At 69.4% G+C, this 24,548-nt stretch carries 23 protein-coding genes; 16 read left to right on the top strand and 7 right to left on the bottom strand.

Annotation, left to right across the window (positions count from 1 at the left end; translation table 11 throughout):
* The first annotated feature begins 69 nt into the window (after positions 1-69).
* The 9 genes from U5S82_06865 (at position 70) to U5S82_06825 (ending at position 11,614) form a co-directional block, all read left to right on the top strand.
* On the top strand, positions 70-747 hold the full coding sequence (locus U5S82_06865; GenBank protein ID MDZ7751376.1) for an RDD family protein: 678 nt from the start codon (positions 70-72) through the stop codon (positions 745-747).
* A complete protein-coding gene (locus tag U5S82_06860; protein ID MDZ7751375.1) occupies positions 744-1,709 on the top strand; it encodes a stage II sporulation protein M in 966 nt (321 codons plus the stop codon). The genes U5S82_06865 and U5S82_06860 overlap by 4 nt, the downstream gene beginning before the upstream one ends.
* Positions 1,696-3,135: a hypothetical protein gene (locus tag U5S82_06855; GenBank protein ID MDZ7751374.1), complete on the top strand. Its 1,440-nt coding sequence runs from the start codon at positions 1,696-1,698 to the stop codon at positions 3,133-3,135. The genes U5S82_06860 and U5S82_06855 overlap by 14 nt, the downstream gene beginning before the upstream one ends.
* Positions 3,132-4,265 (top strand): DUF4350 domain-containing protein, encoded by a 1,134-nt coding sequence (locus U5S82_06850; protein MDZ7751373.1) that lies wholly within the window; start codon positions 3,132-3,134, stop codon positions 4,263-4,265. The genes U5S82_06855 and U5S82_06850 overlap by 4 nt, the downstream gene beginning before the upstream one ends.
* On the top strand, positions 4,262-5,260 hold the full coding sequence (locus U5S82_06845; protein MDZ7751372.1) for a MoxR family ATPase: 999 nt from the start codon (positions 4,262-4,264) through the stop codon (positions 5,258-5,260). Before U5S82_06850 ends, U5S82_06845 begins: the two co-directional genes overlap by 4 nt.
* A complete protein-coding gene (locus U5S82_06840) occupies positions 5,257-6,561 on the top strand; it encodes a DUF58 domain-containing protein (GenBank protein ID MDZ7751371.1) in 1,305 nt (434 codons plus the stop codon). The genes U5S82_06845 and U5S82_06840 overlap by 4 nt, the downstream gene beginning before the upstream one ends.
* Before the next feature lie 152 nt (positions 6,562-6,713).
* Entirely contained in the window at positions 6,714-7,784 is a 1,071-nt protein-coding gene (locus tag U5S82_06835; GenBank protein ID MDZ7751370.1) for an efflux RND transporter periplasmic adaptor subunit, read from the top strand.
* Positions 7,781-10,879, top strand: a complete 3,099-nt coding sequence (locus U5S82_06830) for an efflux RND transporter permease subunit (protein ID MDZ7751369.1) — start codon at positions 7,781-7,783, stop codon at positions 10,877-10,879. Before U5S82_06835 ends, U5S82_06830 begins: the two co-directional genes overlap by 4 nt.
* Before the next feature lie 30 nt (positions 10,880-10,909).
* Positions 10,910-11,614, top strand: coding sequence for an OmpA family protein (locus tag U5S82_06825; protein ID MDZ7751368.1), 705 nt, complete (start codon positions 10,910-10,912; stop codon positions 11,612-11,614).
* 26 nt (positions 11,615-11,640) lie between these two features.
* On the opposite strand, the gene U5S82_06820 is transcribed toward U5S82_06825, so the two are convergent.
* Positions 11,641-12,054 carry a gamma-glutamylcyclotransferase family protein gene (locus U5S82_06820; GenBank protein ID MDZ7751367.1) on the bottom strand — a complete coding sequence of 138 codons (414 nt, stop codon included), beginning with the start codon at positions 12,052-12,054 and terminating at the stop codon, positions 11,641-11,643.
* A 169-nt stretch (positions 12,055-12,223) separates the two neighbouring features.
* Between U5S82_06820 and U5S82_06815 the strand changes: the two genes are divergently transcribed.
* A complete protein-coding gene (locus tag U5S82_06815; protein ID MDZ7751366.1) occupies positions 12,224-13,216 on the top strand; it encodes a PDC sensor domain-containing protein in 993 nt (330 codons plus the stop codon).
* Between the two features lie 100 nt (positions 13,217-13,316).
* On the opposite strand, the gene U5S82_06810 is transcribed toward U5S82_06815, so the two are convergent.
* From U5S82_06810 to U5S82_06790, 5 genes are all read right to left on the bottom strand, one after another.
* Positions 13,317-14,702: a GGDEF domain-containing protein gene (locus U5S82_06810; GenBank protein MDZ7751365.1), complete on the bottom strand. Its 1,386-nt coding sequence runs from the start codon at positions 14,700-14,702 to the stop codon at positions 13,317-13,319.
* A gap of 241 nt (positions 14,703-14,943) precedes the next feature.
* Positions 14,944-15,561: an ABC transporter substrate-binding protein gene (locus U5S82_06805; protein MDZ7751364.1), complete on the bottom strand. Its 618-nt coding sequence runs from the start codon at positions 15,559-15,561 to the stop codon at positions 14,944-14,946.
* Positions 15,562-15,607: 46 nt separating this feature from the next.
* Positions 15,608-16,054 (bottom strand): outer membrane lipid asymmetry maintenance protein MlaD, encoded by a 447-nt coding sequence (mlaD, locus tag U5S82_06800; GenBank protein ID MDZ7751363.1) that lies wholly within the window; start codon positions 16,052-16,054, stop codon positions 15,608-15,610.
* A gap of 253 nt (positions 16,055-16,307) precedes the next feature.
* Complete coding sequence (locus tag U5S82_06795; GenBank protein ID MDZ7751362.1) at positions 16,308-17,096, bottom strand: MlaE family lipid ABC transporter permease subunit; 789 nt, start codon at positions 17,094-17,096, stop codon at positions 16,308-16,310.
* 67 nt (positions 17,097-17,163) lie between these two features.
* Positions 17,164-18,000 carry an ABC transporter ATP-binding protein gene (locus U5S82_06790; GenBank protein MDZ7751361.1) on the bottom strand — a complete coding sequence of 279 codons (837 nt, stop codon included), beginning with the start codon at positions 17,998-18,000 and terminating at the stop codon, positions 17,164-17,166.
* Positions 18,001-18,180: 180 nt separating this feature from the next.
* Between U5S82_06790 and U5S82_06785 the strand changes: the two genes are divergently transcribed.
* The 4 genes from U5S82_06785 to U5S82_06770 all read left to right on the top strand — a co-directional run bounded on the left by U5S82_06785 (position 18,181) and on the right by U5S82_06770 (position 22,064).
* The gene (locus U5S82_06785; protein ID MDZ7751360.1) at positions 18,181-19,176 is read left to right on the top strand and encodes an ArsJ-associated glyceraldehyde-3-phosphate dehydrogenase; all 996 of its coding nucleotides are present in this window, start codon (positions 18,181-18,183) and stop codon (positions 19,174-19,176) included.
* The gene (gene arsJ / locus U5S82_06780) at positions 19,173-20,387 is read left to right on the top strand and encodes an organoarsenical effux MFS transporter ArsJ (GenBank protein ID MDZ7751359.1); all 1,215 of its coding nucleotides are present in this window, start codon (positions 19,173-19,175) and stop codon (positions 20,385-20,387) included. Before U5S82_06785 ends, arsJ begins: the two co-directional genes overlap by 4 nt.
* A gap of 224 nt (positions 20,388-20,611) precedes the next feature.
* Entirely contained in the window at positions 20,612-21,412 is an 801-nt protein-coding gene (locus U5S82_06775) for a VPLPA-CTERM sorting domain-containing protein (GenBank protein MDZ7751358.1), read from the top strand.
* Between the two features lie 31 nt (positions 21,413-21,443).
* Positions 21,444-22,064 (top strand): PEP-CTERM sorting domain-containing protein, encoded by a 621-nt coding sequence (locus U5S82_06770; GenBank protein MDZ7751357.1) that lies wholly within the window; start codon positions 21,444-21,446, stop codon positions 22,062-22,064.
* A gap of 62 nt (positions 22,065-22,126) precedes the next feature.
* On the opposite strand, the gene U5S82_06765 is transcribed toward U5S82_06770, so the two are convergent.
* Positions 22,127-22,654: a MarR family transcriptional regulator gene (locus tag U5S82_06765; protein ID MDZ7751356.1), complete on the bottom strand. Its 528-nt coding sequence runs from the start codon at positions 22,652-22,654 to the stop codon at positions 22,127-22,129.
* A gap of 227 nt (positions 22,655-22,881) precedes the next feature.
* On the opposite strand from U5S82_06765, the gene U5S82_06760 reads away from it, so the two are divergent.
* Positions 22,882-23,304, top strand: a complete 423-nt coding sequence (locus U5S82_06760; GenBank protein MDZ7751355.1) for a hypothetical protein — start codon at positions 22,882-22,884, stop codon at positions 23,302-23,304.
* The gene (locus U5S82_06755) at positions 23,304-24,539 is read left to right on the top strand and encodes a Zn-dependent hydrolase (protein ID MDZ7751354.1); all 1,236 of its coding nucleotides are present in this window, start codon (positions 23,304-23,306) and stop codon (positions 24,537-24,539) included. Before U5S82_06760 ends, U5S82_06755 begins: the two co-directional genes overlap by 1 nt.
* The last annotated feature ends 9 nt before the right edge of the window (positions 24,540-24,548 follow it).

Below are 24,548 nucleotides of genomic sequence, written 5' to 3'. Positions count from 1 at the left end.
CTCGCGTCGGCGCCGCGAGCCACGGTGTCCGCGGGAGGGTGCCCCCGTCAGGCCATGAATGTGCTGGGGATGATCGATACGCTGAAATATCTGGAGACCCCCGAAGGGGTGGAGCTGGGGCTGCAGGTGGCAGGGCCCGTGGCCCGCGGACTGGCGTGGGCGTTGGATGTCCTCATCCGGCTGGGTTTCTATATCGTGCTGGCCCTGGTGCTGCTGCCCATGGGGCGTTTCGGCACCGGCCTGTTCCTGGTGCTGCTGTTCCTCGGCGAGTGGTTCTATCCGGTGGTGGGTGAGGTCCTGTTCCATGGCGCGACCCCGGGCAAGCGTTCCCTGGGCCTGCGAGTCATCGCCGACAACGGTACCCCCGTGACCCTGGCGGCCTCCCTGATCCGCAACCTGCTGCGCTTCGTGGATTTCTTGCCCCTGTTCTATGGCGTGGGGCTGGTGGCCATGATGCTGAACCGTGACTTCAGGCGCCTCGGGGACGTGGCCGCCGGCACCCTGGTGGTGTACGGCCGGGACCCGCGGCCCCGGGAGGGGATGCCCCGCATCGAAGGGGCCGCTCCGCCCTTCGAGTTGCGGGCGGAGGAGCGCCAGGCGGTGCTCGATTTCGCCGAGCGGCGCCAGCTGCTGTCCGATGAGCGGGCCCGGGAGCTGGCGGCCCTCACCGGCCCCCTGGTGGCCGGCAGCGGGGACCCGGCGGAGTCCTTGGTCCGCTTCGCCGCCTGGTACGCGGGGGAACGATGAACCAGGACCGTTTCGTGGCCCTCCATGAGGAAGAGTGGCAACGGCTGGCCGCGGTCCTGCGCGACCGGGGCGCGCCGCCGGCGGACGTCGCCGCCCTGCCCGCCCTCTACCGCCGTGTCTGCCACCACTATGCCCTGGCCCGGGCCCGCCATTACAGCAGCGGGGTGGTGGAGCGCCTGCACGGCCTGGTGCTGGAGGGCCACCAGCGTTTCTACGGCGCCCGCCGGCCGTTGTGGCGCCCGCTCGGGGATTTCCTCACTCGCGGTTATCCGCGGCTGGTGCGCCGGGAGTGGCCCTTCGTGCTGGCCTCCGCACTGTGCTTCCTGGGGCCGTTACTCATGTTGCTGGTGGCCCTGCAGTTCCGGCCCGAACTGGTCTACACGGTGATGGATGGCGAGGAGGTGCGGCGCATGGAGGCCATGTACAGCCCCGGCGAGCACCGCCGGGTGGGCCAGGCGCGGGGCGCCGACAGCGACGTCATGATGTTCGGCTTCTATCTGCGCAACAACACCGGCATCGGCTTTCGCACCTTCGCCGGTGGCCTGCCCGCCGGCCTCGGCACCCTGTTCTTCCTGGCCCTGAACGGCATCCACATCGGCGCGGTGGCCGGCCATCTCACGGCCATCGGCTACATCCATACCTTCTGGGGCTTCGTCGCCGGCCACAGTGCCTTCGAACTCACGGCCATCGTGCTTTCGGGGGCGGCGGGCCTGCGCCTCGGCTGGGCCCTGGTGGCGCCCGGCCCGCGCACTCGCCTGCGGGCGTTGCGGGAGGACGCGGTGGTGGGGGTGCGTCTCATCTACGGCGCCGCCCTGCTGTTCCTGGCGGCGGCCTTCGTGGAGGCCTTCTGGTCCTCCCTCACGACCCCGGCCCCGGCGGTGAAGTACGGCGTGGGCGTGGCCCTGTGGCTGCTGCTCATGGCTTATCTGGTGCTGGCGGGCCGCGACCATGCGCCTCGCTGACGTCACCGTCGCCCTGCGCCCGCGCTCGCCCTGGGAGGCCAGCGATCTGGGCCTCGCCATGACCCAGGCATGGTGGCGTGCCGTATACCCACCCTTCCTGCTGCTGGTGCTGAGTGTCTACGGCGTCGTCAGCCTGCTGCTGTGGTCCTCGCCGGCCTGGGTGCCCGTGGTGATGTGGTGGCTCAAACCCCTGTTCGACCGCCTGCTGCTCCATGTCTACAGCCAGGGCCTGTTCGGTGCCCTGCCGGCCACCGGCCAGACCCTGCGGGCCCTGCCCGGCCTCATGAGCAATGGCTTGGGGCTGCAGCTGTCGCTGTTGCGCCTCGACACCATCCGTTCCTTCCGCACCCCCATCATGCAGTTGGAGCGGCTGCACGGCCGGGCCCGCCGGGAACGCCTGCGCACCCTGGCCCGGCGCGGCCGCAGCCAGGCCGCGCTCCTCACCCTGGTGTGTGTGCACATGGAGGTGATCCTGGTCATAGGCGTCGTCGTGCTGGCGGCGGTCATGGTCCCCGCCGGCATGGACGTGGACGTCATCGACCGTCTGACCGCGGCCACGGGGCCCGAGGCGCTGTTGTGGAACCTGCTGCTGATGGCGGGTTTCCTGGTGGTGGAGCCCTTCTACGTGGCCGCCGGCTTCGCCATCTATCTCAACCGGCGCAGCGAGCTGGAGGGCTGGGACATCGAGCTGCGGCTGCGCCGCATCGCGGCCCGCCTGGCGGGCACGGCCGCCCTGGTGCTGGCCGTGGTGCTGGTGCCCCTGCCCCAGGCCGGGGCGAGCGCCTTCGACACCCCCGTCCACGACGGCCGGCGTCCCAGCGGCGAGGCGGGCGTGGTCGCCGCCGAGGTGCTGGCCCACGAGGATTTCGACACCACCCGCCGCTTCACCGTCTGGCGCTGGCGCGGCGAGTCGGCGGACGAGGAGCCCTCCCTGGATCCGGAAGGCATCGCCCGCTGGGTGTTGTGGCTCGCCCGCGCCACCGAGGGCCTGCTGTGGGGGATGGCCGCCGCCCTGGTGGTGGCCGCCTTGTACTATGGCCGGCGCTGGCTGCCGCGGGGCCGCCGCCGGCCCCGGGAGACGGCCATACCCGCCGCCCCGCGTTTCGCCGGCGACGCGCAGCAGGCCCCCCTGCCCGCGGATGTCCCGGCGGCGGCCCGCGAGTTGTGGGCCGCGGGCCGCCGCCGCGCCGCCCTGTCGCTGCTCTACCGCGGCTGCCTCGCCGCCGCCGGCGCCGGGGTCCGGGACAGCGCCACCGAGGACGAGGTGCTGGCGGCCCTGCATGGAGCCCTGCCGGCGGGGGATTACGCCTATGTGGCGCGCGTCACCCGGCTGTGGCAGGCCGCCGCCTATGCCCGGCAACTACCCCGGCAGGCGGAGTTCGAGGACCTGCTGCGGGGTTGGCCGCGGGCAGAGGGGAGGCCATGAGCCCGCGGATGGTGGCATGGGGGCTGGTCCTGGTACTGTCCCTGGGTGCCCTGGGTGCCCTGGGTGCCCTGGGGCTGTGGGTCTACAACCAGGGCGCATGGGTCGAGATCGAGGTGGAGACGGGGCCCCGGGGCGAGGCGGCCCGCGACCCCTACCTGGCGGCCACCCGCCTGCTAGGCCGCATGGGCGTGCCGGTGCGCCGCCTGCGCGCTCATCCCTGGGGCGAGGGACCGCCGGCGGAGGTGGATGTGCTGGTGGTCGCCGGCCCCCGTCCCGGCCTCGCCGGCCCCCTGCTGGCGCCGTTGCTGGACTGGGTGTCCGGCGGCGGCCATCTGGTGGTGCCGGCGCCGGCGGGCGGCGACGATGATGCCGATCCGTTGTTTGCGGCCCTCGGCCTCGGCAGCCACCGTGCGGACGACACCACCTCCCCGGGGGCCGTTACCATGGCCCTCGACGGGGCCGTGCTGAAGGCGGAGTTCCGCGGCACGACCCGCCTCGCCGGCGGGGCGGGATACCGCGACCTGGCGGCGGATGTTTACGGCGCCCTGGTGCTGGAGGGGCGGGTGGGCCGGGGCCGGGTGACGGCCCTGGCGACCCTCGATCCCTTCACCAACCGCCGGCTGGGTGAGCACGATCATGCCGAATTGCTGGTGCGCCTGCTGGCCCCCGGCGGAACGGCACCGCGGGTGGCCTTCGCCCGGGATCCCGGGATGCCCGGCCTGGCGGCGTGGCTGTGGCAACGCATCCCCGAGACCCTGCTGTCCCTCGCCCTCATGGCGGCGCTGTTCCTGTGGTGGCGGGGTCATCGCTTCGGCCGCCTCGCCGGTGCGCCGGAGGCGCCGCGGCGCAGTCTGCTGGAGCACATCGAGGCGGCCGGCTGGTTCCTGTGGCGCCGCGGTCGGGCCGAGGGCCTGCTGGAGGCCCAGCGCCGCGCCCTGGTGGCCCGTGCCGCGGGGCGGGCCGGGGGGTTCGGCCGCCGTCCCCATGACGAACAGGTACGCATGATCGCCCGCATGAGCGGCCTGCCGGGCCCACAGGTGGCCGCGGCCCTCGAGCCCCTCCGGCGCCCGTCTCCCCAGGAGTTCGTGGAACGGGTCGCCACCCTGGAAGCCATAAGGAAGCGACTATGAACGAGCAAGACGAGACCTCCGCCCCCCTGTCGGGGGCCGCGGTGGAGGAGGCCGGGGCCATCGCCGCACGCTTGCGGGAAGCCGTGGGCCGTGCCGTGGTGGGCCAGGAGGAGGTGGTGGACATGCTCCTCACCGCTCTGCTGGCGGCCGGCCACGTGCTGCTGGAGGGGGTGCCTGGCCTGGGCAAGACCCTACTGGCGCGGGCCCTGGCCAAGACCTATGACGGGGCCTTCGCGCGCATCCAGTTCACCCCCGACCTGATGCCCACGGACATCACCGGCCATGTGCTCTACGACATGAAAAACGAGCGTTTCACGGTGCGCAAGGGCCCCGCCTTCACCAGCCTGCTGCTGGCGGACGAGATCAATCGCGCGCCGGCCAAGACCCAGTCCGCCCTGCTGGAGGTGATGCAGGAGCAACAGGTGAGCATCGAGGGCCAGGCCATGGCCGTGCCCCGGCCCTTCATGACCATCGCCACCCAGAACCCCATCGAACAGGAGGGCACCTACCCCCTGCCCGAGGCCCAGGTCGACCGCTTCCTTTTGAAGCTGCGCATCGACTACCCCTCCGAGGCCGAGGAGTCCCGCATGGTGCGCGCCGTCACCGGGGCTCGGGTGGGCGACCAGCTCGACGTCTCCCGGGTGCCCCGGGTGATCGACCCGGATACCGTGATCCGCCTCCAGCAGGCGTCCGCCCGGGTGCGGGTGGACGATGCCGTCCATGACTACGGCGTGCGTCTGGTGCGCGCCACCCGCGACTGGCCGGGGGTGCGTATCGGCGCCGGGCCCCGCGGCGGCATCGCCCTGGTGCGCACCGCCCGCGCCCGCGCCCTCATGGCGGGCCGCGGCTACGCGCTCCCCGACGACATCAAGGCGGTGCTGCCGGCGGTGCTGCGCCACCGCATCCTGCTGGCCCCGGAACTGGAACTCGAGGGCCGCGAGCCCGACGACGTGCTGGAGGCCATCATGGCCCGCATCGAGGCCCCTCGCACGTGATCCCCACGCCGCGCCTGCTGGCCCTGGTGGCCGTGGCCGCCCTGCTGGGGCTGCTTCTTCCCCTGGGGGTTCTGCCGGCGGGGCTGTGGGCGGGCTGGCTGGGCTTCGTGGTGGTGGTCGCCATGGCCGATGCCCTGGGGCTGGCGGCGGAGGCGCCCCTGGCGGTGGAGCGGCGGGTGGCGGGCTCCCTGCCCCTGGGGGTCCTCAGTACGGTGACCCTGCGCATCCACAACCCGGGCCGGCGGACCTGCCGGGTGGACATCACGGACCACGCCCCCGCGGCCATGGAGATGGAGGGCCTGCCACGCCGCCTGGAGGCGGCCGCCGGGGGCTGGACGGCGCTGGATTACCGCTGCCGCCCCCGGGTCCGGGGCGAGCACCGGTTTCCCGTGGTGCAACTTAAGAAGGGCTCGCCCCTCGGCTTGTGGCAGCGCACCCGCCGGCTGCACCACAAGTCGGTGGTGCGGGTGTACCCGGACTTCGCCGCGGTGAGCCCCTATGCGGTGTATGCCCTGGACCAGCAGCTGTCGGTGTTCGGGGCCCTCAAGCGCCGGCGCCGCGGCGAGGGCTCCGAGTTCCACCAGCTGCGGGAGTTCCGCCAGGGCGATGCCCTGCGCCAGATCGACTGGCGCGCCACCGCCCGCATGCGCCGGCTGATCTCGAAGGAGTACCAGGACGAGCGCGACCAGACCCTGGTGTTCCTGCTGGATTGCGGCCGCCGCATGCGCACCCGGGACGGCACCCTGTCTCATTTCGATCAGGCCCTCAACGCCATGCTGCTCATGAGCTACGTGGCCCTGCGCAAGGGCGACGCGGTGGGGGTGTCCAGCTTCGGCGGAGAGGCCCGCTGGCTTTCGCCCCGCAAGGGCGCCACCACCCTGACCCTGCTCCTCAACACCCTCTATGATCTGCAGCCCACCCTGACGGTGGCCGACTACGTGGCGGCGGCCACCGACCTCATGGCGCGCCAGCGCAAGCGCGCCCTGGTGGTGCTGGTGACCAACCTCCACGGCGAGGAGCAGGAGGAGCTCCGCCAGGCCGTGGCCCTGCTGCGGCGCCGTCATCTGGTGGTGGTCACGAGCCTGCGGGAGGTGGTGCTGGACGAGGTCATGGAGGCCCCCGTCGAGACCCTGCCGGATGCCCTGCGGGTGGCGGCGGCCCATGACTACATGGCCGAGCGCGACCATGCCCTGGGTATGCTGCGCCAGGGCGGCGTGCCGGTGGTGGATGTGACCCCGCCCCGGTTGTCGGTGGCCATGGTCAACGCCTACCTTGCCATCAAGGCCGGCGGCGCGTTGTAACCTTTCCCCGCCCCGGCGGTCCACTGATAGATGGCCCTCGGGCGCGAACGGGCCACGGCATTCGCGCGCAAGCGCGCTCCTAGTGCGCCGGGAGTGACCGCCTGTTCGGCCCTTGGCGTGACACGACAACGAAGACGAAGGTAACAACGATAATGCGAACATGGTTCGGCATCGCCCTGTGGGCGGCTTATACCGGCGTGGCGGCGGCCCCACCCCCCATCCCGGTCATCGTCGCCACGGTGGAGGAGGCCCCCTTCGAGGACCGCATCGAGGCCCTCGGTACCCTGCGGGCCAACGAGTCGGTGGCCCTCACGGCCTCCGTCACCGAGAAGGTGGGGGCCCTGCATTTCGACGATGGTGATCGCGTCGAGAAGGGGCAGCTGCTGGCGGAGCTGGTGAATGCCGAGCAGCGGGCGCAACTGCTGGAAGCGCGGGCTTTGGCCGGCGAGGCCGAGCGCCAGTACCGGCGCGTCAAGTCCCTGGTGGCCCAGGGTACCGCCGCCGAGTCCCTGCTGGACGAGCGCCTGCGGGAATGGGAGACGGCCCGCGCCCGGGTGGCGGCCATCGAGTCCCGCCTCGCCAACCGCCTGGTGAAGGCCCCCTTCGCGGGGGTGGTGGGGCTGCGCAACATCAGCGTGGGGGCCCTGGTGGAGCCGGGGGACCTCATCACCACCCTGGATGACCTGTCCGTCATGAAGCTGGACCTGGCGGTGCCCAGCATCCATCTGGCCACCCTCGTCCCCGGTCTCGGCGTCGAGGCGGTGACCAGCGCCTATGGGGAGAGCCGCTTCAGCGGCGAGGTGCACTCCATCGACAGCCGCGTGGATCCGGTCACCCGTTCGGTGGTGGTGCGGGTGTTGCTGGACAACGCCGAGGGGCTGCTCAAGCCCGGCATGCTCATGCAGGTGACCCTGCGCAAGAATCCCCGCCGCACCCTGGTGATCCTGGAAGGGGCCCTGATGCCCGTGGGCCGCGATCAGTTCGTGCTGGTGGCGGTGCCCGCCGGGGACGGCCACCGGGCGGAGCGCCGGGCGGTGCGCATCGGCTCCCGCCGCACCGGCGAGGTGGAGGTGCTGGAGGGCCTGGCGGCGGGGGAGCAGGTGATCACCCACGGCACCCTGCGCGCCCGGCCCGGGCAGCCGGTGACGGTGCGGGCGGTGGATGACGGCTCCCGCAGCCTGGCGGAGCTGTTGCGGGGTGATGTCGCGGAGAGCGCCCGGTGATCCTGTCCGATGTGTCCGTCACCCGGCCGGTGTTCGCCACGGTCATGTCCCTGCTGCTGCTCGCCTTCGGGCTGCTGGCCTTCGACCGCCTGCCGTTGCGGGAGTACCCGGACATCGACCCGCCGGTGGTGTCCGTCGAGACGGTCTACCGCGGGGCCGCCGCCAACGTGGTGGAGAGCCGCGTCACCCAGGTCATCGAGGACCGCATCGCCGGCGTAGAGGGCATCGAGTACACCGAGTCCGTGAGCGAGGACGGGCGCTCGGCCATCACCGTGCGCTTTCGCATCGACCGCGACATCGACGGCGCCGCCAACGATATCCGCGACCGCGTGGCGGCGGTCATGGACGAACTACCGGACGAGGCCGAGCCGCCCGAGATCACCAAGGTGGACAGCAACGAGGACGTCATCATGTGGCTCAACCTGGTGAGCGACCGCATGACGGTGCCGGAGCTGTCGGATTACGCCCGCCGCTACCTGGTGGACCGCTTCTCGGTGCTGGACGGGGTGGCCCGAGTGCGGGTGGGCGGGGCCCAGACCTTCGCCATGCGCATCTGGCTCGACCGCAAGGCCCTGGCGGCCCGCGGGCTGGCGGTGAGCGACGTGGAGCAGGCCCTGCGGGCGGAGAACCTGGAGCTGCCCGCCGGCAGCCTGGATTCCGTGGACCGCCAGTTCACGGTGCGGGTGGCCCGCTCCTTCCAGACCGCCGACGACTTCGCCCGCCTGGTGCTGGCCCGCGGGGATGACGGCTACCTGGTGCGCCTGGCCGACGTGGCGCGGGTGGAGAAGGGGGCGGAGGAGACCCGTACCTTCTTCCGTGGCAACGGCGTGCCCATGGTGGGGATCGGCATCATCAAGCAGTCCACCGCCAACACCATCGCCGTGGCCCAGGCCGCCCAGGCGGAGGCCGAGCGCATCCGCCCCGCCCTGCCCGCGGGCATGGAGATCAAGCAGAGTTTCGACAGCTCGGTGTTCGTCAAGGGCGCCATCCGCGAGGTCTACAAGACCCTCGGCATCGCCGTGGTGCTGGTGGTGGTGGTGATCTTCCTGTTCCTCGGCAGCGTCCGCGCCACCCTGGTACCGGCGGTGACGGTGCCGGTGTCCCTGGTGGCCACCTGCCTGGTGCTGCTGTTCCTCGGTTTCTCCATAAACATCCTCACCCTGCTGGCCCTGGTGCTGGCCATCGGCCTGGTGGTGGACGACTCCATCGTGGTGCTGGAGAACATTCACCGGCGCATGGAGGAATATGGCGAGACCCGCCTGGTGGCGGCCTACCGGGGTACCCGCCAGGTGGCCTTCGCGGTCATCGCCACCACCATCGTGCTGGTGGCGGTGTTCGTGCCCATCGCCTTCCTCCAGGGCGACGTGGGCCGGCTGTTCTCCGAGTTCGCCCTCACCATGGCGGCGGCGGTGGGCTTCTCGAGCTTCGTGGCCCTGTCCCTGGCCCCCATGCTGGCCTCCCAGATCCTGCCCCGGGACAGCGGCCGGGCGAGCCTGGCCCATGGCGTGGACGTGGGCTTCGGGCGCCTGCGGGACGGTTACCTGTGGATGCTGCGGGGCGCCCTCGCCCACAAATGGGTGGTGGGGCTGGTGTTCCTGGGGATCCTCGGCGGCGCCCACTGGCTGCTGAACGCCATCCCCGACGAATACGCCCCCAAGGAGGACCGCGGCGCCTTCTTCGTGCTGGTGAACGGCCCGGAGGGGGCCTCCTACGCCTACATGAAGGAGTACATGGACGAGATCGAGACCCGCCTCATGCCCCTGGTGGAGGCCGGCGAGATCACCCGCCTGCTGGTACGCGCGCCGCGCGGCTTCAGCACCCTGCAGATCTTCAACAGCGGCATCGTCATCAACGTGCTGAACGACTGGAAGGCCCGGCGCTCGGCCTGGGAGATCATGGATGACGTGCGCGCCCGGCTGGCCGATCTGAGCGGGGTGCGGGCCTTTCCGGTGATGCGCCAGGGCTTCGGTGCGCGCATCCAGAAGCCGGTGCAGTTCGTCATCGGCGGCGGCAGCTACGAGGAGCTGGTGGCGTGGCGGGATATTCTGTTGGACCACATCGAGCGTTCGAACCCCGGCCTCACGGGGGTGGACTGGGACTACAAGGAGACCAAGCCCCAGCTCCAGGTGCAGGTGGACTACGACCGCGCCTCGGATCTCGGCGTGACGGTGGGCGAGATCGGCCGCACCCTGGAGACCATGCTGGGCTCGCGGCGGGTCACCACCTTCCTGGAGGACGGCGAGGAGTACGATGTCATCCTCGAGGGCGAGCGGGCCGACCAGCGCACCGCCGCGGACCTGGCCAACCTGTACGTGCGCTCGGAGCGCAGCGGCCGGCTCATCCCCCTGGCCAGCTTGGTGGAACTGGAGGAGCTGGCGGACTCGGTCAAGCTCAACCGCTACAACCGCGTGCGTGCCATCACCATCGAGGCCAACCTGGAGGACGGCCTGGTGCTGGGGGACGCCCTGGCCTACCTGGAGGGCCTGGTGCGCCACCTGCCGGGCCAGGTGATCGTCGACTACAAGGGCCAGTCCCGGGACTTCAAGGCCGCCGGCCAGTCCATCCTGTTCGTGCTGGTGCTGGGGGCGGCGGTGGTGTTCCTGGTGCTGGCGGCCCAGTTCGAGAGCTGGCTCCATCCCCTGGTGATCATGCTCACGGTGCCCCTGGCCATGGCCGGGGCCCTGCTGGGGCTGTATCTGAGCGGCCAGACCCTGAACCTCTATAGCCAGATCGGTCTCATCATGCTGGTGGGCCTGGCGGCCAAGAACGGCATCCTCATCGTCGAGTTCGCCAACCAGTTGCGGGACGACGGCATCGAGTTCCACGCCGCCCTGGCGGAGGCCTGCCGGGTGCGCTTCCGCCCCATCGTCATGACCGGCATCACCACCGCGGCGGGCTCCCTGCCCCTGCTGCTGTCCTCCGGTGCCGGCCAGGAGGCGCGCACGGTCATCGGCACGGTGATCCTCTACGGCGCCCTGGCGGCGACCCTCTTCACCCTGTTCATCGTGCCCGTGGCCTACGTTCTGCTGGCCCGCCATACGGCCTCGCCCAAGGCGCTGCAGCGGCGCCTTGAGGAGGAGCAGGCGGCGGCTTGATTTGTTACCTTAGGAGCGTGTTCAGCAACCATGACGATGCCCATGACCCATATCCGACCGCTTGCGGCGATGCTTATCGCCCTGACCCTCACCGTTGCCACTGGCTGTGCAACCGATGATCCCAACCGTCGTGCCAAGATAGGCGCCGCCACCGGCGCCGTGGCGGGGGCGGTGCTCGGCCACCAGCTGGACGACTCCGCCGGGCGCTGGGTGGGTGCCGCGGCGGGGGCCCTGGCCGGCGGCGCCGTGGGCAACTACATGGACAACCAGCAACAGGACTTCGAGGCGGCCCTGGCCGAGGAGCGGGCGGCCCATGAGATGGAGGTCGAGCGACTGCGCGACGATACCCTGAAGCTGACCCTGGATTCCGAGGTCTCCTTCGATTTCGATCGCGCCACCATCAAACCCGCCTTCCGGCCCTCCCTGGACAAGCTGGCCCGGGTCATCGACAAGTACGAGCGCACCGTCGTGCACGTGGTGGGCCACACCGACAGTGTCGGTCGGGACGACTATAACCAGCGCCTGTCGGAGCGCCGCGCCGAGAGCGTGGCGGATTACCTTGTCGCCACCGGCGTGCCCGCGGCCCGCCTGCGCACCGAGGGCCGGGGGGAGCGTGAGCCGCGGGCCACCAACGATACCGAGGCCGGCCGCCAGTTGAACCGGCGGGTGGAGATCTTCGTCAAGCCCATCGTGGAGGGCGAGGAGCAGCGAGCCTTCGAGTCACCGCGTTACTGACCCCCTGCGGTGGGCGGCGCCCTGGGTCACGTCCGTTTGAAACCCGTGTAGCGCTTCTGGAATGCCGCCTTGTCGTGCGCCAGGAAGGCCTCGGGGTCCCATGCGCGCGGCTCGAGGCGGTCCCGGAAGGCCCTCTTGATGACGTAGGTGAAGGTGGTGCGGCGGCTGCCGTTGGCCAGGGTCACCCGTACCCGCACCCGCTTATACATCTCGCCCTCGAAGCGGTCGAGACGCACCAGGCCCCGTGGGCCGATGGCGGTGTAGACCACGCCTTCCACGTTGTGGGCCGGGGCCGGCACGATGCCGGGGTAGGGCGCGTCCCGCACCGCCAGCCGGCGATGGCCGGGAAGGGTGGCGGCGGCCAGGCGGCGGCAGCGTCCGGCCACGGCGCCCATGATGTCCGGGTCCATGAGGGTGCCGTAGACAAACAGATCAGCCATGGGCCCAGTCTAAACGGCCGCCGCGCGCCCTGCATCATGGCGCCCGGGGCGGGCCAACCCCGTCCTCGGGCCGGCTGTTGCGCCATCGCCGGCCCTGAGGCATGGTCATGGTGAGGGTGCAGCCGCAGCCCCAGGGCGCGTGTTCCAACGGCATCCTCGGGAGAAGGTTATGAGTGAAGCGACGAAAACGGCGGTGGCCCGCCAGCGCCTGCTGCTCCAGGGGCGCCTGGCCACGGCCCTGGCGCGGCTGGTGGGCCCCTGCGGCGAGGCGTGGGGCGACCGGGAGGCCCTGGAGAGACTGCTCGCGGAGGCTCTGGCCGCCCTGCCGTCCTGCAAATACCTCTACGTGCTCGACCAGCGGGCCCACCAGATAACGGCCAATGTATCCCCGGAAGGCCCCCATCCGGACCAGGCCGGACGGGATCGCAGCGCCCGGCCCTACATGGCCGCGGCCCTGGCCGGCACCGAGTTCTCCATGTCGTCGGCCTACATCAGCCGCAACCGGCGGCGCCCCACTCTGACCGCGGTGCAGCGCCTGACGCGGGCGGACGGCACCCTGCTGGGCTTTCTGGGTGCGGACTTCGACCTGCGGGAACTGCCCCTGACCCGGGAACTCTACCAGCAGCCGGACCAGTGGATGCAGCTCAAGGGCGACCCGGCCATCCGCGGCGGCTTGTTCAACCAGCAACGGGTGGAGAGCCTCATGGATGCCCGCATCGACGAGGTGCTGGACCTGGTGACGGAGCTGGTGGCGGCCCACGGCGTGTTCCACGGCAAGCTGCACTTCTCCAGCTCCCGGGCCACCCTGTGGTTGCGGGACGACCCTTTCCGCTACCGCCTGCTGGACTACGAGGACCTCACGGACCCGGGGATCTGCCTGGCCTATCCTCAGCGCGCCTATCCCGACGAGGCGGTGCTCTCCCTGGAGCAGGTGGCGGAGGTGTTCCATACCTTTCGCGACCTGCGCTTCATGGACGAGACCATCTACCTGCGCTCCGGCTCCCTCAACATCTTCAACGGCATGGTGGGCCTCAACTTCTCCTGCGACGGTTCCCACTACATGGGCTGGCACGAGTTCCTGGGCAAGCGCCTGGACTTCTGGCTGGGGGCCGGCGCCACCTGCGCGGCGGAGCCGGCCGGTCCGGAGGCCGGCCTCCCGTAGCGTGGAGCCGGCGCAACGGCCGCCACCCCGAGCCGACAGGTCGAGAGGAGGGTCATCCCTGGCCTGAAGGCACGCCCGGGGCTCCGGAGCCTGGTCCTCGTCAGGGGGTTGGGCGGGGCTCGATGCCGGAGTCGGTCACCACGCGGTCGCGGCCCTGGTGCTTGGCGGCGTAGAGGGCATCGTCGGCCAGCCCCACGAGGCGCTGCTCTTCCTCCACATCGGTCTCTGGATAGGAGGCGACGCCGATGCTCAGGGTGACGTGGAAGGTCTGGTCCTCGTCCGTGAAGCGGGTCTCCTTCACCCGCTGGCGGATGCGCTCGGCGACCTGCCGGCAGTCGTCGATGGAGCCGCCGGGCAGGATGACCAGGAACTCCTCGCCGCCCCAGCGTACCAGCACGTCGCCATCCCGCAGGCCCTGGCGCAGGGTCTGGGTCACGGAGATCAGCACACGGTCGCCCACCAGGTGACCATAGGTGTCGTTGACCGGCTTGAAGTGGTCGATGTCCGCCATCATCACTCCCAGGGGGCTCTTGGAGCGCACCGCCCGCTTGAACTCCTCCCGCAGGCGGGACAGGCCGAAGCGCCGGTTGTAGGTCCCGGTGAGGGCGTCCAGGGCCGCCAGGCGCTTCATGTCGTGATGGGCGAGGGCATTGTTGAGGGCCACGCCGAAGCTCTGCCGGAAAAGTTCCAGGAGCTTGCAGGCATCCGGTGAAAAGGGCTGCGCGGTGGCCAGCACCACCACGCCGAGGGGTGTGGTCTTGAAGTCGATGGGCGTGACGTAGGCCTCCAGGGGGGCGAACTCGGCCAGCAGGGCCTCCAGTTTCAGGGCGGGAGGATAGTGCAGGGTGACGATCCTGCCGCTGCGCAGGGCGCGGCGGACGTGGTCGCTCGCCGCCAGGGTGGTGGTGTCCACCAAGCCGTGGCTCGCCACCACCGTCAGCGCGCCGCCCTGGTTGACGAGCACGGCGCCGGCCCCGGCCCCGGTGTGGCCCATGAGCTGGTCCAGCGCCAGGGTGGCCAGGGGTTGCACGTCCAGCTCGCTGGACAGCACCCGCGAGAAGTCGCTGACCGCCGACTCCACCTCGTAGGAGCGGAAGATGGCCCTCACCAGGCCGTTGAAGGCCCCGGCCGCCTCCCCGAGTTCGTCCGTGGAGTCCATATCCACCAGGCATTGGTCCACGGTGCAGGCCTGCTGGTCGTCGTCGTAGGTGCCTTGGCGGATGGCGTCCGCCACCACATGCATGCGCTGGCCCAGCAGACCCAGGCGCGGCCTCACCACGAGGCGGGCGAGCAGGAAATTGAGTCCGCCGGCGGCGAGCCCCGCACCCAGGGTCGCGAGGTAGAAGCGGAGATTGAGGGCGTGCTCCGGGCGGATCCCCAGCATCAGGGCGAACAGGGGAAAGGTGGCCCCGATGAGCAGCCCGAAGCCGACCATCCAGATGGCCAGATCGAGAAAGAGGGTCTTGGTGATTCGCGGCAAGATCATGGCTCGATATCTCCTTGGGAGCCTGGTTCCTATGGATGGATACACCCCATAGCGGCACCCGCCGCGCCCGGTTTAGGCGTTGAGCCCCCGGAGGCCCCCTCGGCGAATCGGTTTGAATGTCGGGATGAATCCCGACCTACATTCGTGCCCAAGGAATGGGCGGGGTCGATGACCGTGTCGCGTTCCGGGTTTAGCGTTACGGTAACCCCCATTCCCGGGGAGAATGGCAAGGAGCGGGCGTTCAGCCCTCCGGGGGTCGCCGCAGTTCCTCCACCTTGGTGGCCAGGGTCTTCAGCAGCCCGTCCATGCCGTCGTTGCTGACGATGCTGCCGAAGGAGCCCCGGTAGTTGTTCACCAGGCTCACGCCCTCCACGGTGACATCGTAGATCTGCCATTCACTATCGTTCTCCCGCAGACGATAGGAGACGGGGATGGCCTTGTCGCCCGAGAGGATCTTCGTGGCCACGGAGGCCTTGGCCTGGCCTTTCATGCGGGTATCCTCGATCTCCACCACTTCGTTCGTATAACCCTCCAGGCCCGCCATGTAGGTATGCAGTAACAGTTCCGGGAACAGCTCAGTGAAACGTTCCTGCTGGGCCGGGGAGGCATCACGCCAGTTACGGGCCAGCACGCTGCGCGACATGGTGAGGAAATCGAAGCGCTCATGCATGAGGCGGCGGATCCTGTCGATGCGCTGGTCACGCTCCAGGGAGTCGTCGGCGAGCACCTCGATGACGGCGTCGACGGTGGAGCGGATGACCTCCCGGGGCCCGTCGCTGGCCCACGTCGGGCCGCTGCCGAGGAGCAGGAGGGCGGCGAGGCCGAGACGACGGATGAAGGGGATGGTGATGGCTGTCATGGCGGTCTTCCGTAGTGGTAGGTGGATGGGGGGAGGCGGTGGTGGATTACTTGGTTTCGAAGATGTATTTGCTGATGAGTTCCTCGAGGCTGACGGAGGCCTCGGTCTCGACGATCTCGTCGCCGGGTGCGAGGATGTCCGGCGACCCGCCGGGCGTAATCTTGACGAACTTGCTGCCGATGATGCCGGTGCTGCGCACCGAGGCGATGGCGTCGTCCTGGAGTTCGATATGGTTGGGGATGCGCAGGGACACCACGGCCTCGTAGCGGCCGGGGTCGAAGTCGATGGCCTGCACCTTGCCCACGGGTACGCCGGCGATCTCCACCGGCGATCCCTCCTTGAGCCCGGACACCGAGGTGAAGCGCGCCTTGACGGTATAGCTCCGGTCGTCGAGGACGTCCACGTCCCCCAGGGCGATGGTGAGCCAGGCGAAGGCGGCGATGCCGGCGAGCAGGAAAAGCCCCACCACCGTTTCCGTGTTGAATCTGGTCATGGTGTTCAGTTCTCCAGAATGAAACGCCGGGTGCCCCGGCATCGGCTTAACTCTCATGGCGCTACGCGCCGCCCAAGATGATGAAAGAGGAGCGCGTATCGCCATGTTCGTTCCCTCACCCCATCCCTGTACTCCGGGCATCCTGCCCTTCGCCCTGCGGGCCGCGCCGAGGCGCGTTCAAATCCGTTCCCGACGGATTTGTCCCAGAGGGAGAGGGGGAGTTCGTGCTTCGCGACTTTCACGTTAATATGGCCTAAAGCAATAGGGCCCCGATGAGGTAGTCGGCGAACAGGATGGCGATGGCCGACAGCACCACGGCATTGGTGGTGGTGCGGCTCACGCCCTCCGCGCCGTAGGCACCGCTGCGGTCGGTGTGCAGCAGGTAGCCCTTGCTGGTGGCGATCCAGCCGATGAGCAGGCCGAACACCACGGACTTCACCAGCCCCATGTGGACGTCGGCCCACTCGGTGCCGTCGTACATGCCTTCGAAATAGGCGCCCTGGCTCATGCCGAAGAGCACCACCGCCACCAGCCAGCCGCCCACGATGCCGATGACGTCGAAGATGTGGGTGAGGACGGGCAGGGAGATGATAGTGGCGATGATCTTGGGGCCGATGAGGTACTGGAGGGGGTTGATGGCCATGCACTCGATGGCGTCGATCTGCTCGCTGGTGCGCATGATGCCGATCTCGGCGGTCATGGCGGAGCCGGCGCGGGCGATCACCATCAGGGCGGCCATCACCGGTCCCAGCTCGCGGAGCAGGGCGAGGGCCACCGCCGAGCCCAGGAGGTCGACGGTGCCGAAGCGCTCCAGGGTGTTGTAGAACTGCAGGGACAGCACCATGCCGGTGAAGAAGCCGGACACCAGGATCACCAGCAGGGAGCGGGCACCGATGAAATGGACCTGGCGCAGGATGGCGGGCAGGTCGTAGGGCGGGCGCGCGAGGCTGGTGAGGGCGCCCGTCAGTACGCGGAACATGAGGCCGGCCTGCGAGCCGTAGTAGAGGGTGTCGTCCCCCAGTCTGTCGATGAAACGACGCATGGGCTAGTGTTCTCCGCCAGGGGGATGGCCGGCCGGACTGGTTATGTGAGGCCTCACCGGCGCCACCCTAGAGACCCCCCGTGAGGCGGTCGAGGTAATCTTCCGGGTCGGGTGCCTCGTCCCGGGGCTTGCGGTTCAGCATATTCTGGATCTCCGCGTTGTCGCTGGCCCGTATGGCCTCCACGGTGCCCTCCTCCAGGACCTCGCCATGGCCCAGCACCGAGATGCGGTCGGCGATCTTGAAGGCGCTTTCCAGCTCGTGGGTCACCACCACGATGGTCATGCCCATGGCCCGGCGCAGGCGCAGGATGAGTTCGTCCAGTTCGGCCGAGGTCACGGGGTCGAGGCCGGCCGAGGGTTCGTCGAAGAACAGCAGTTTGGGGTCCATGATCACCGCCCGGGCCAGGGCCGCGCGCTTCACCATGCCTCCCGAGAGTTCGGCCGGCATGAGGTCCTCGAAGCCCGCCAGGTTCACCATCTCCAGCTTGATGCGGGTCATCACGCGGATGGTCCGCGCATCCAGCCGGGTATGGCGGCGCAGGGGCAGGCTGATGTTGTCCCCCACCGACAGGGAGCTGAGCAGGGCGCCCCCTTGAAAGGCCACACCCATGTGTCTGCGCACCGTCTCCAGGGCCCCGCGGCGTGGCGGGAAGATCTCCTCGCCGAGGATGCGGATGGTGCCGGCGGTAGGCCGGAGCAGGCCCAGGATGGAGCGCAGCAGGGTGGACTTGCCGGAGCCGGAGCCCCCCATGATGACCCGGATCTCGCCGGGCTCCACCGTCAGGCCCACCCCTTTGAGCACCTGTCGCGGCCCGTAGTGGGTCACCAGGTCCCGCACCTCGATGGCGGGGCCGGTGACCGTGGGTAGTTCTGAGTCGTCGCCGGGGACGAGGGGTTCCAGGATCACGGGGGCAGGCGAGTGGATTCCGTTGGGGGGACCGTAGGGTAGCGGAAAACGGGCGTCCGTCGAAGCCTTGTCGTGTCGTCGGGTGGCGACCACCGCTCGGCCTGTCATGTGCCTGAAATACGGATATGCACATATTGTGTCCACGCAGCCGGATCATGATCGACGGAGGTTATTTCTATGGCAAAGGTGGGCATCAACGGCTTCGGCCGCATGGGACGCCTCGCCCTGCGAGCGGCCTGGGGCATGGAGGGCCTGCGCTTCGTGCGGGTCAACGAGACGGCGACGGACGCCGCCGGTTCCGCCCACCTGCTGGTGTTCGATTCGGTCCACGGGCGCTGGGATCGTGAATGCCGCGGAGACGACCAGGGGCTGACGGTGGACGGCCAGGGCCTCGTCTACACCGGCAACGCGGCCGTCGCCGCCACCGACTGGTCGGACTGCGACATCGTGGTGGAGGCCACGGGGCGCTTTCGCACCGTGGAGGCCCTGCAGCCCTACTTCGAGCAAGGGGTGAAGAAGGTGGTGGTGGCTGCCCCGGTGGCGGGGGCCCTGAACGTGGTCTACGGGGTCAACGATCACCTCTACGACCCCCGGGTTCACGACCTCCTGACGGCCGCCTCCTGCACCACCAACTGCCTGGCCCCCGTCATCAAGGTCATGCAGGAGCAGGTGGGGATCCGCCACGGCACCATGACCACCATCCACGACATCACCAACACCCAGACCATCGTGGATCGCGGTCACAAGGACCTGCGCCGCGCCCGCGCCTGCGGCCAGTCCCTGATCCCCACCACAACGGGGTCCGCCAAGGCCATTACCGAGATATTTCCTGAGCTTAAAGGACGTTTGAACGGACTCGCCGTGCGCGTGCCCCTGCTCAACGCCTCCCTGACGGATCTGGTGCTCGAGATGGAGCGACCGGTGGAGCGCGACGAAGTGAATGCCCACTTCGAGGCCGCGGCGGCGGGAGAGCTGGCCGGTATCCTGGGCTACGAGGAACGCCCTCTGGTGTCCGTGGACTACACCAACGACCCCCGCTCCGCCGTGGTGGACGCCCCCAGCACCATGGTGGTGGATGGCACCCAGCTCAAAATCCTGGCGTGGTATGACAACGAGTGGGGCTACGTGAACCGCATGATGGAACTGGCGCGCAAGGTGGCCATGGCGCTGTGACCCCGGCCGTCGACGTGCGCAACTACCTGGTGGTCACCGCCGGGTATTGGGGCTTCACCGTCACCGACGGCGCCATCCGCATGCTGGTGGTGCTGTATTTCCACAACCTCGGATACAGCCCCTTCGAGGTGGCCATGCTGTTCCTGTTCTACGAGTTCTTCGGCGTGGTCACCAATCTGGTCGGGGGCTGGCTGGGGGCGCGCATCGGCCTCAACCTCACCATGCACATGGGCATGGCCCTGCAGGTGTTCGCCTTGGCCATGCTGACGGTGCCCGATGCGTGGCTGACGGTACCCTACGTCATGACCGCCCAGGCCCTGTCGGGGATCGCCAAGGACCTCAACAAGATGAGCGCCAAGGCGAGCGTGCGGCTGATGGTCGCCGATGGGGCCGACACGCGCCTGTTCCGCTGGGTGGCGGCCCTCACGGGCTCCAAGAATGCCCTCAAGGGGGCCGGCTACTTCCTCGGTGCCCTGTTGCTGGACCTCATCGGCTTCCGCGGTGCCCTCCTCGGCTTGGCGGGGGGCCTGGCGGTGGTGCTGGTGTTCATGGTGGTCCTGCTGCCCCGCCACCTCGGCAAGACCAAGGCCCGGCCCAAGTTCTCGGGGGTGTTCTCCAAGACCGCGGAGATCAACTGGCTGTCGGCGGCGCGGTTCTTCCTGTTCAGCTCCCGGGACGTGTGGTTCGTGGTGGCCCTGCCGGTGTTCCTCTACGACCGCCTGGGCTGGGGTTTCTCCGCGGTGGGGGGATTCCTGGCCCTGTGGATCATCGGCTACGGCATGGTGCAGGCGGCGGCGCCCCGCTTCCTGCGCGGCCGGGACCGGGCCCGCAGTCCCGATGGTGCCACGGCGCGCACTCTGGCCTGGCTGCTGGCCGTGGTGCCGGCGGCCATCGCCGCGGCCCTGGTGGCCGGCTGGGCGCCGGCGACGGTGTTGATGGTGGGCCTCGCGGTCTTCGGCGTGGTGTTCGCCATGAACTCGGCGGTGCACTCCTACCTCATTCTCGCGTATTCGGACCACGACAAGGTGGCCATGAACGTGGGGTTCTATTACATGGCCAACGCCGGCGGGCGCCTGTTGGGCACGGTGCTGTCCGGCTGGGCCTATCAACAGTGGGGCCTGACGGGCTGTCTGCTGGGGTCCAGCGCCTTCCTGGTGCTGGCGGCCCTGCTCTCCTTCGCGCTTCCCCGCACCGAGGCCGCGACCGGGTAGTCGGCCTCCCTTGTGCTCTTTCCGGGCTCGCAACGGAAACGCCCGCTGTGGACCGGGTCACACGCTGACCGCTCAACTCGCCACACATTCAATAAGTTAGGTGTCCATATTCACGCTTTGTGTGACTGCGGACACAGCGTTTCCTTATAAAGCCCCCTAGGCTGCAGTCAACTACCGGAGAGACGCGCAGGTGCACGTCCCCTGATGAAGACCGAGGAAACGTCATGTCCTTCACCCGCAACAAGCACAGGCTCCTGGCCATCGCCCTGGCGGTATTTCCCCTGGCGGCCCCCGCCGCCCTGGTGGATTTCGATCTGCTGGGCTGGGGTATGAGCGAACCCCTCGTGGTGACCTCCGGCGATCTCTCCCTGGCCGTGACGGCCAGCGGCGACGCTTTGTACCAGACCGGGTTCCTCGGGGTGTCGAACGCCGGCCCCGCCGCCGGGCTGCTGGTGGGCGACGGCGAGTCCCTGACCTTCGATTTCGGCGCGGCGCCGGTGGCTCTCGCCCGGGTCAACTTCTCCGGCATGGCGGCGCAGCCGGCCGCCGTGCGGATCTACGGTGATGGCGATGTGCTGGGGGACTTCGCCTTCACGGCCGGCTCGGCGGCTGCCAGCGGGGAGTTCGAGGCCCGGGGCTGGCTCGCCCGCACCTTCACCTTCGCCGGTTTCGACGGGACGGGTGCCGGGTTCAGCATCGCCGACCTCACGGTCAACACCCGGACGGCCGGCGTGGGGGCCGTGCCCGTGCCCAACTCCGTGTGGCTGCTGGCCTCGGCCATCGGTTTTCTCGGCCTCATGAGGCGTCGCCGTCAATTGCGGGCCCAGACCTTTAACGTGAAAGTCGCGAAGCACGAACTCCCCCTCTCCCTCTGGGACAAATCCGTCGGGAACGGATTTGAACGCGCCCTGGCGCGGCCCGCAGGGCGAAGGGCAGGATGCCCGGAGTACAGGGATGGGGTGAGGGAACGAACATGGCGATACGCGCTCCTCTTTCATCATTTCGGGTGGCGCGTATCGCCATGAGAGTTAACAACTATTCGCGGGATGCCCTGCAATGAGAAGCATTAAATTACTGGTACTCTTGGCCCTCACCGGCTTCGCCGGCGGCGCGTGGGCCACCGTCATCGGCTTCGATTTCGAATCCCAGGCCGTGGCCTCCCACACCGCGCCCCATGACGTGACCGCGGCGGGCCTGACAGTCACCATCGGCCAGGGTGACCCCACGGCCACCGACTTCCGCTTCGCCGATGGCGGCGGCGGGGTGCCGGCGGGCTTCGGCGGCCGCAGCCTGGAGTCCCTCAACGGCGCAAGCTTCGTGTTCGAGTTCTCCACCGCGGTGGACGGGGTATCCATCGACTTCGCCGATGCCGCCGCCGACGCGGACACGGGGTACCTGTACGTCTTCGGCCCCGGCGGCGGCGCGGCCCTCGGGTTTGCCGGCGACACCCTGGTGGCAGACCCCGCGGGCGGGCCCACCTGGGCCACCCTTTCGGTGCAGGCCGCCGGTATCACCAGCGCCATGGTGATGGCGACCCCGGACAACAGCGTGTGGTGGGACAACCTCCAGGTGACCCGCGCTCACCAGGTACCGGAACCCCTGACGCCGGCCCTGCTGGTGGCCGGCCTCGGCCTCTTGGGCCTGCAACGCCGCGCCGCCCGCCGGCGTACGGCATAGCGCCCCGGGGCATCGCGCCCCGGAAGGTTGGTTGATGGCCGCTTCCCCCGGGGAGCACGCCATCAGGAGGGCGCCTCCTCCTCTGGCCCGAGGACGCTCTTCAGGGCCTCGGGCGATGCCCGCACGGAGCCGATGGAGAGCAGGGGCGCGGCATCCAGGTCTTCGGCGTCCATCATGGCGGCGATGCGTTGCAGGGCGGCCAGCAGGGTGGTCTGCTCCCAGTCCGCCAGTTCCTCGAAGCGCTTGGCGAAGCGCTCCTGCAGCAGCGGGGGCGAGGTGGCGAGCAGTGCCTTGCCGGCGCCCGTGGCCTCCACGATCACCCGCCGGCGGTCCTCCTCCGAGCGTGTGCGTTTGATCAGACTCCGTTGCTCCAATCGGTTCAGGATATCCGTGACCGTGGCCTGACTGAGGCTCACGCGCTCCGCCAACACCCCCGCGATGAGGGGCTTGTCGGTCAAGGCTTTGAGAATGAGGGCCTGGGGGCCGGTGAGGCCGTGGGTCTGTACCAGGCTGCGGGAATGCAGGTCCACTGCCCGCATGACGCGGCGCAGGGCGATCAGGATCTCGTCGACCCGAGAGGTGCTCGACATGGCAGGAAATACCTCAATCTGTTTCGGGCCCGAATCGTATGCTCAATCGGTGCCAAAATCATTTTTGCATCATTTACAGCCGCTTAAACCATCCATGCCTTTACATGGGCTAAAGTTACTTATGGTTTCTTTTGGGTTAAAATGAATCCTTTAAAATTCATGGGACAGCAAAAATCGTCTATAGAAACACCATCTTAGAGCAAGCGTACCGCCACGGCGCCACGCGGGTGGCGCGCGGCCGTCTCGTCGCCTGGGCGTTGCTGCTGGGGGCCGTCGCGCCCGTTGCGGCGGCCCCCGTGCTCGAAACCGACGCGGCGCGGGCCACCGCCGGTTATTTCCGCCTCGAGTGGCAGGCGGAGACCCCCCTGGTGCGCCTGGAGCGGGCCTCCACGGCGGCATTCGAGAGCCCCCAGACGGAATACGAGGGACCCGACCGCGCGCGCGTTCTGTCCGGGCAGCCCGACGGTATCTCCCACTTTCGCCTCGCCGCCCTGGAAGACGGCCGGCCGGTGGCATGGAGTGAGGCCGTGGTGGTGACCGTGGAGCACCATCCCCTGTCGCGTGCCTTCCTGTTCTTCGGCATCGGCGGCGTCGTCTTCCTGTCCACCCTCGGCCTCATCGTGCATGGCGCCCGGGAGGATGCATCCTGATGGATGAATTACGGGTCAATGGCGAGCGGCTACGCGCCGATCTGGAAGCACTCTCCGGCATCGGTCGCGGCGAGGACCATGGCGTCTACCGCATGGCCTTCTCCGACGGCGACATGGCCGGCCGGGCCTGGTTCCAGGAGCGGGTAATGGCGGCGGGCCTGGATTTCCACCAGGACGGGGCCGCGAACCTGTTCGCGCGCCTCGGCTGGCAGGAGGGCAAGCCAAGCGTGATGTCGGGTTCGCACCTGGATACCGTACCCGCGTCGGGTTACCTGGACGGCGCCCTGGGCGTCGTATGTGCCCTGGAGGCGCTGCGGGTGCTGAAGGAGCAGGGTGTGGCCTTGTCCCGGCCCGTGGAGGGCGTTTCCTTCACCGACGAGGAGGGGCGCTTCGGCGGTCTGCTGGGGTCCCAGGCCATGGCGGGACAAGTGACCCCAGAGTATATCCACGGGGCCCGCGACCTGACCGGGGTGACCCTGGTGGATGCCATGGCGTCCCGCGGTCTCGATGCCCACAGCACGCTGCGCGCCCAGCGCCGGCCCGAGTCCATCCATGCCTACGTGGAACTCCACATCGAGCAGGGTCCGGTGCTGGACCGTAAGGGGATCTCCCTGGGAGTGGTGGAGGCCATCGCCGGCCTGTTCAAGTGGGAGGTGCGCCTCACCGGGGTGGCCAACCATGCCGGCACCACCCCCATGAACATGCGCCAGGATGCCCTGCTGGGGCTGGCCGAATTCGCCACCGAGGTCGAGCGCGTCCTCGAGGAACATGGCAGCCCGCGCAGCGTGGCCACGGTGGGGCGGGTGCAGCTCCTGCCCGGTGCGGCCAACGTGGTGCCGGGCCAGGCCATATTCTCCCTGGACGTGCGGGACACCGATCCCGAGACCCTGGGGCACCTGGGGGAGGCCTTTCGGCGCACCCTGTCCGCCATCGCGCGGCGCCGCAACCTGATGTTCGAGTTCCAGGTGCTGAGCGAGGTGGCGCCGGTGCAGTGTGCCTCCACGGTGGTGGGGGCGGTGGAGCAGGCCGCGGCGGCGGCGGGGGTGGAGTCCATGCGGCTGCACAGCGGCGCCGCCCACGATGCCCAGATCCTCGCCGCCATCGCGCCGTCGGGCATGATCTTCGTGCCCAGCAAGGAGGGCCGCAGCCATTCCGCGGCCGAGTGGACCGCCTGGGACGACATCGAGCTGGGTGCCAATGTCCTGCTGAACACCATCCGCCGGCTGGCGGCCTGAGGGCCGGGA

Source organism: Gammaproteobacteria bacterium (assembly GCA_034522055.1).
Taxonomy (GTDB): domain Bacteria; phylum Pseudomonadota; class Gammaproteobacteria; order JAABTG01; family JAABTG01; genus JAABTG01.
This window is presented reverse-complemented; position numbering and strand designations above follow the sequence as displayed.

Coding starts and splice junctions, on each gene's coding strand:
- U5S82_06865 (MDZ7751376.1), top strand. CDS start 70: ATGATCGATACGCTGAAATATCTGGAGACCCCCGAAGGGGTGGAGCTG.
- U5S82_06860 (MDZ7751375.1), top strand. CDS start 744: ATGAACCAGGACCGTTTCGTGGCCCTCCATGAGGAAGAGTGGCAACGG.
- U5S82_06855 (MDZ7751374.1), top strand. CDS start 1,696: ATGCGCCTCGCTGACGTCACCGTCGCCCTGCGCCCGCGCTCGCCCTGG.
- U5S82_06850 (MDZ7751373.1), top strand. CDS start 3,132: ATGAGCCCGCGGATGGTGGCATGGGGGCTGGTCCTGGTACTGTCCCTG.
- U5S82_06845 (MDZ7751372.1), top strand. CDS start 4,262: ATGAACGAGCAAGACGAGACCTCCGCCCCCCTGTCGGGGGCCGCGGTG.
- U5S82_06835 (MDZ7751370.1), top strand. CDS start 6,714: ATGCGAACATGGTTCGGCATCGCCCTGTGGGCGGCTTATACCGGCGTG.
- U5S82_06825 (MDZ7751368.1), top strand. CDS start 10,910: ATGACGATGCCCATGACCCATATCCGACCGCTTGCGGCGATGCTTATC.
- U5S82_06820 (MDZ7751367.1), bottom strand. CDS start 12,054: ATGGCTGATCTGTTTGTCTACGGCACCCTCATGGACCCGGACATCATG.
- U5S82_06815 (MDZ7751366.1), top strand. CDS start 12,224: ATGAGTGAAGCGACGAAAACGGCGGTGGCCCGCCAGCGCCTGCTGCTC.
- U5S82_06810 (MDZ7751365.1), bottom strand. CDS start 14,702: ATGATCTTGCCGCGAATCACCAAGACCCTCTTTCTCGATCTGGCCATC.
- U5S82_06805 (MDZ7751364.1), bottom strand. CDS start 15,561: ATGACAGCCATCACCATCCCCTTCATCCGTCGTCTCGGCCTCGCCGCC.
- mlaD (MDZ7751363.1), bottom strand. CDS start 16,054: ATGACCAGATTCAACACGGAAACGGTGGTGGGGCTTTTCCTGCTCGCC.
- U5S82_06795 (MDZ7751362.1), bottom strand. CDS start 17,096: ATGCGTCGTTTCATCGACAGACTGGGGGACGACACCCTCTACTACGGC.
- U5S82_06785 (MDZ7751360.1), top strand. CDS start 18,181: ATGGCAAAGGTGGGCATCAACGGCTTCGGCCGCATGGGACGCCTCGCC.
- U5S82_06775 (MDZ7751358.1), top strand. CDS start 20,612: ATGTCCTTCACCCGCAACAAGCACAGGCTCCTGGCCATCGCCCTGGCG.
- U5S82_06770 (MDZ7751357.1), top strand. CDS start 21,444: ATGAGAAGCATTAAATTACTGGTACTCTTGGCCCTCACCGGCTTCGCC.
- U5S82_06765 (MDZ7751356.1), bottom strand. CDS start 22,654: ATGTCGAGCACCTCTCGGGTCGACGAGATCCTGATCGCCCTGCGCCGC.
- U5S82_06755 (MDZ7751354.1), top strand. CDS start 23,304: ATGGATGAATTACGGGTCAATGGCGAGCGGCTACGCGCCGATCTGGAA.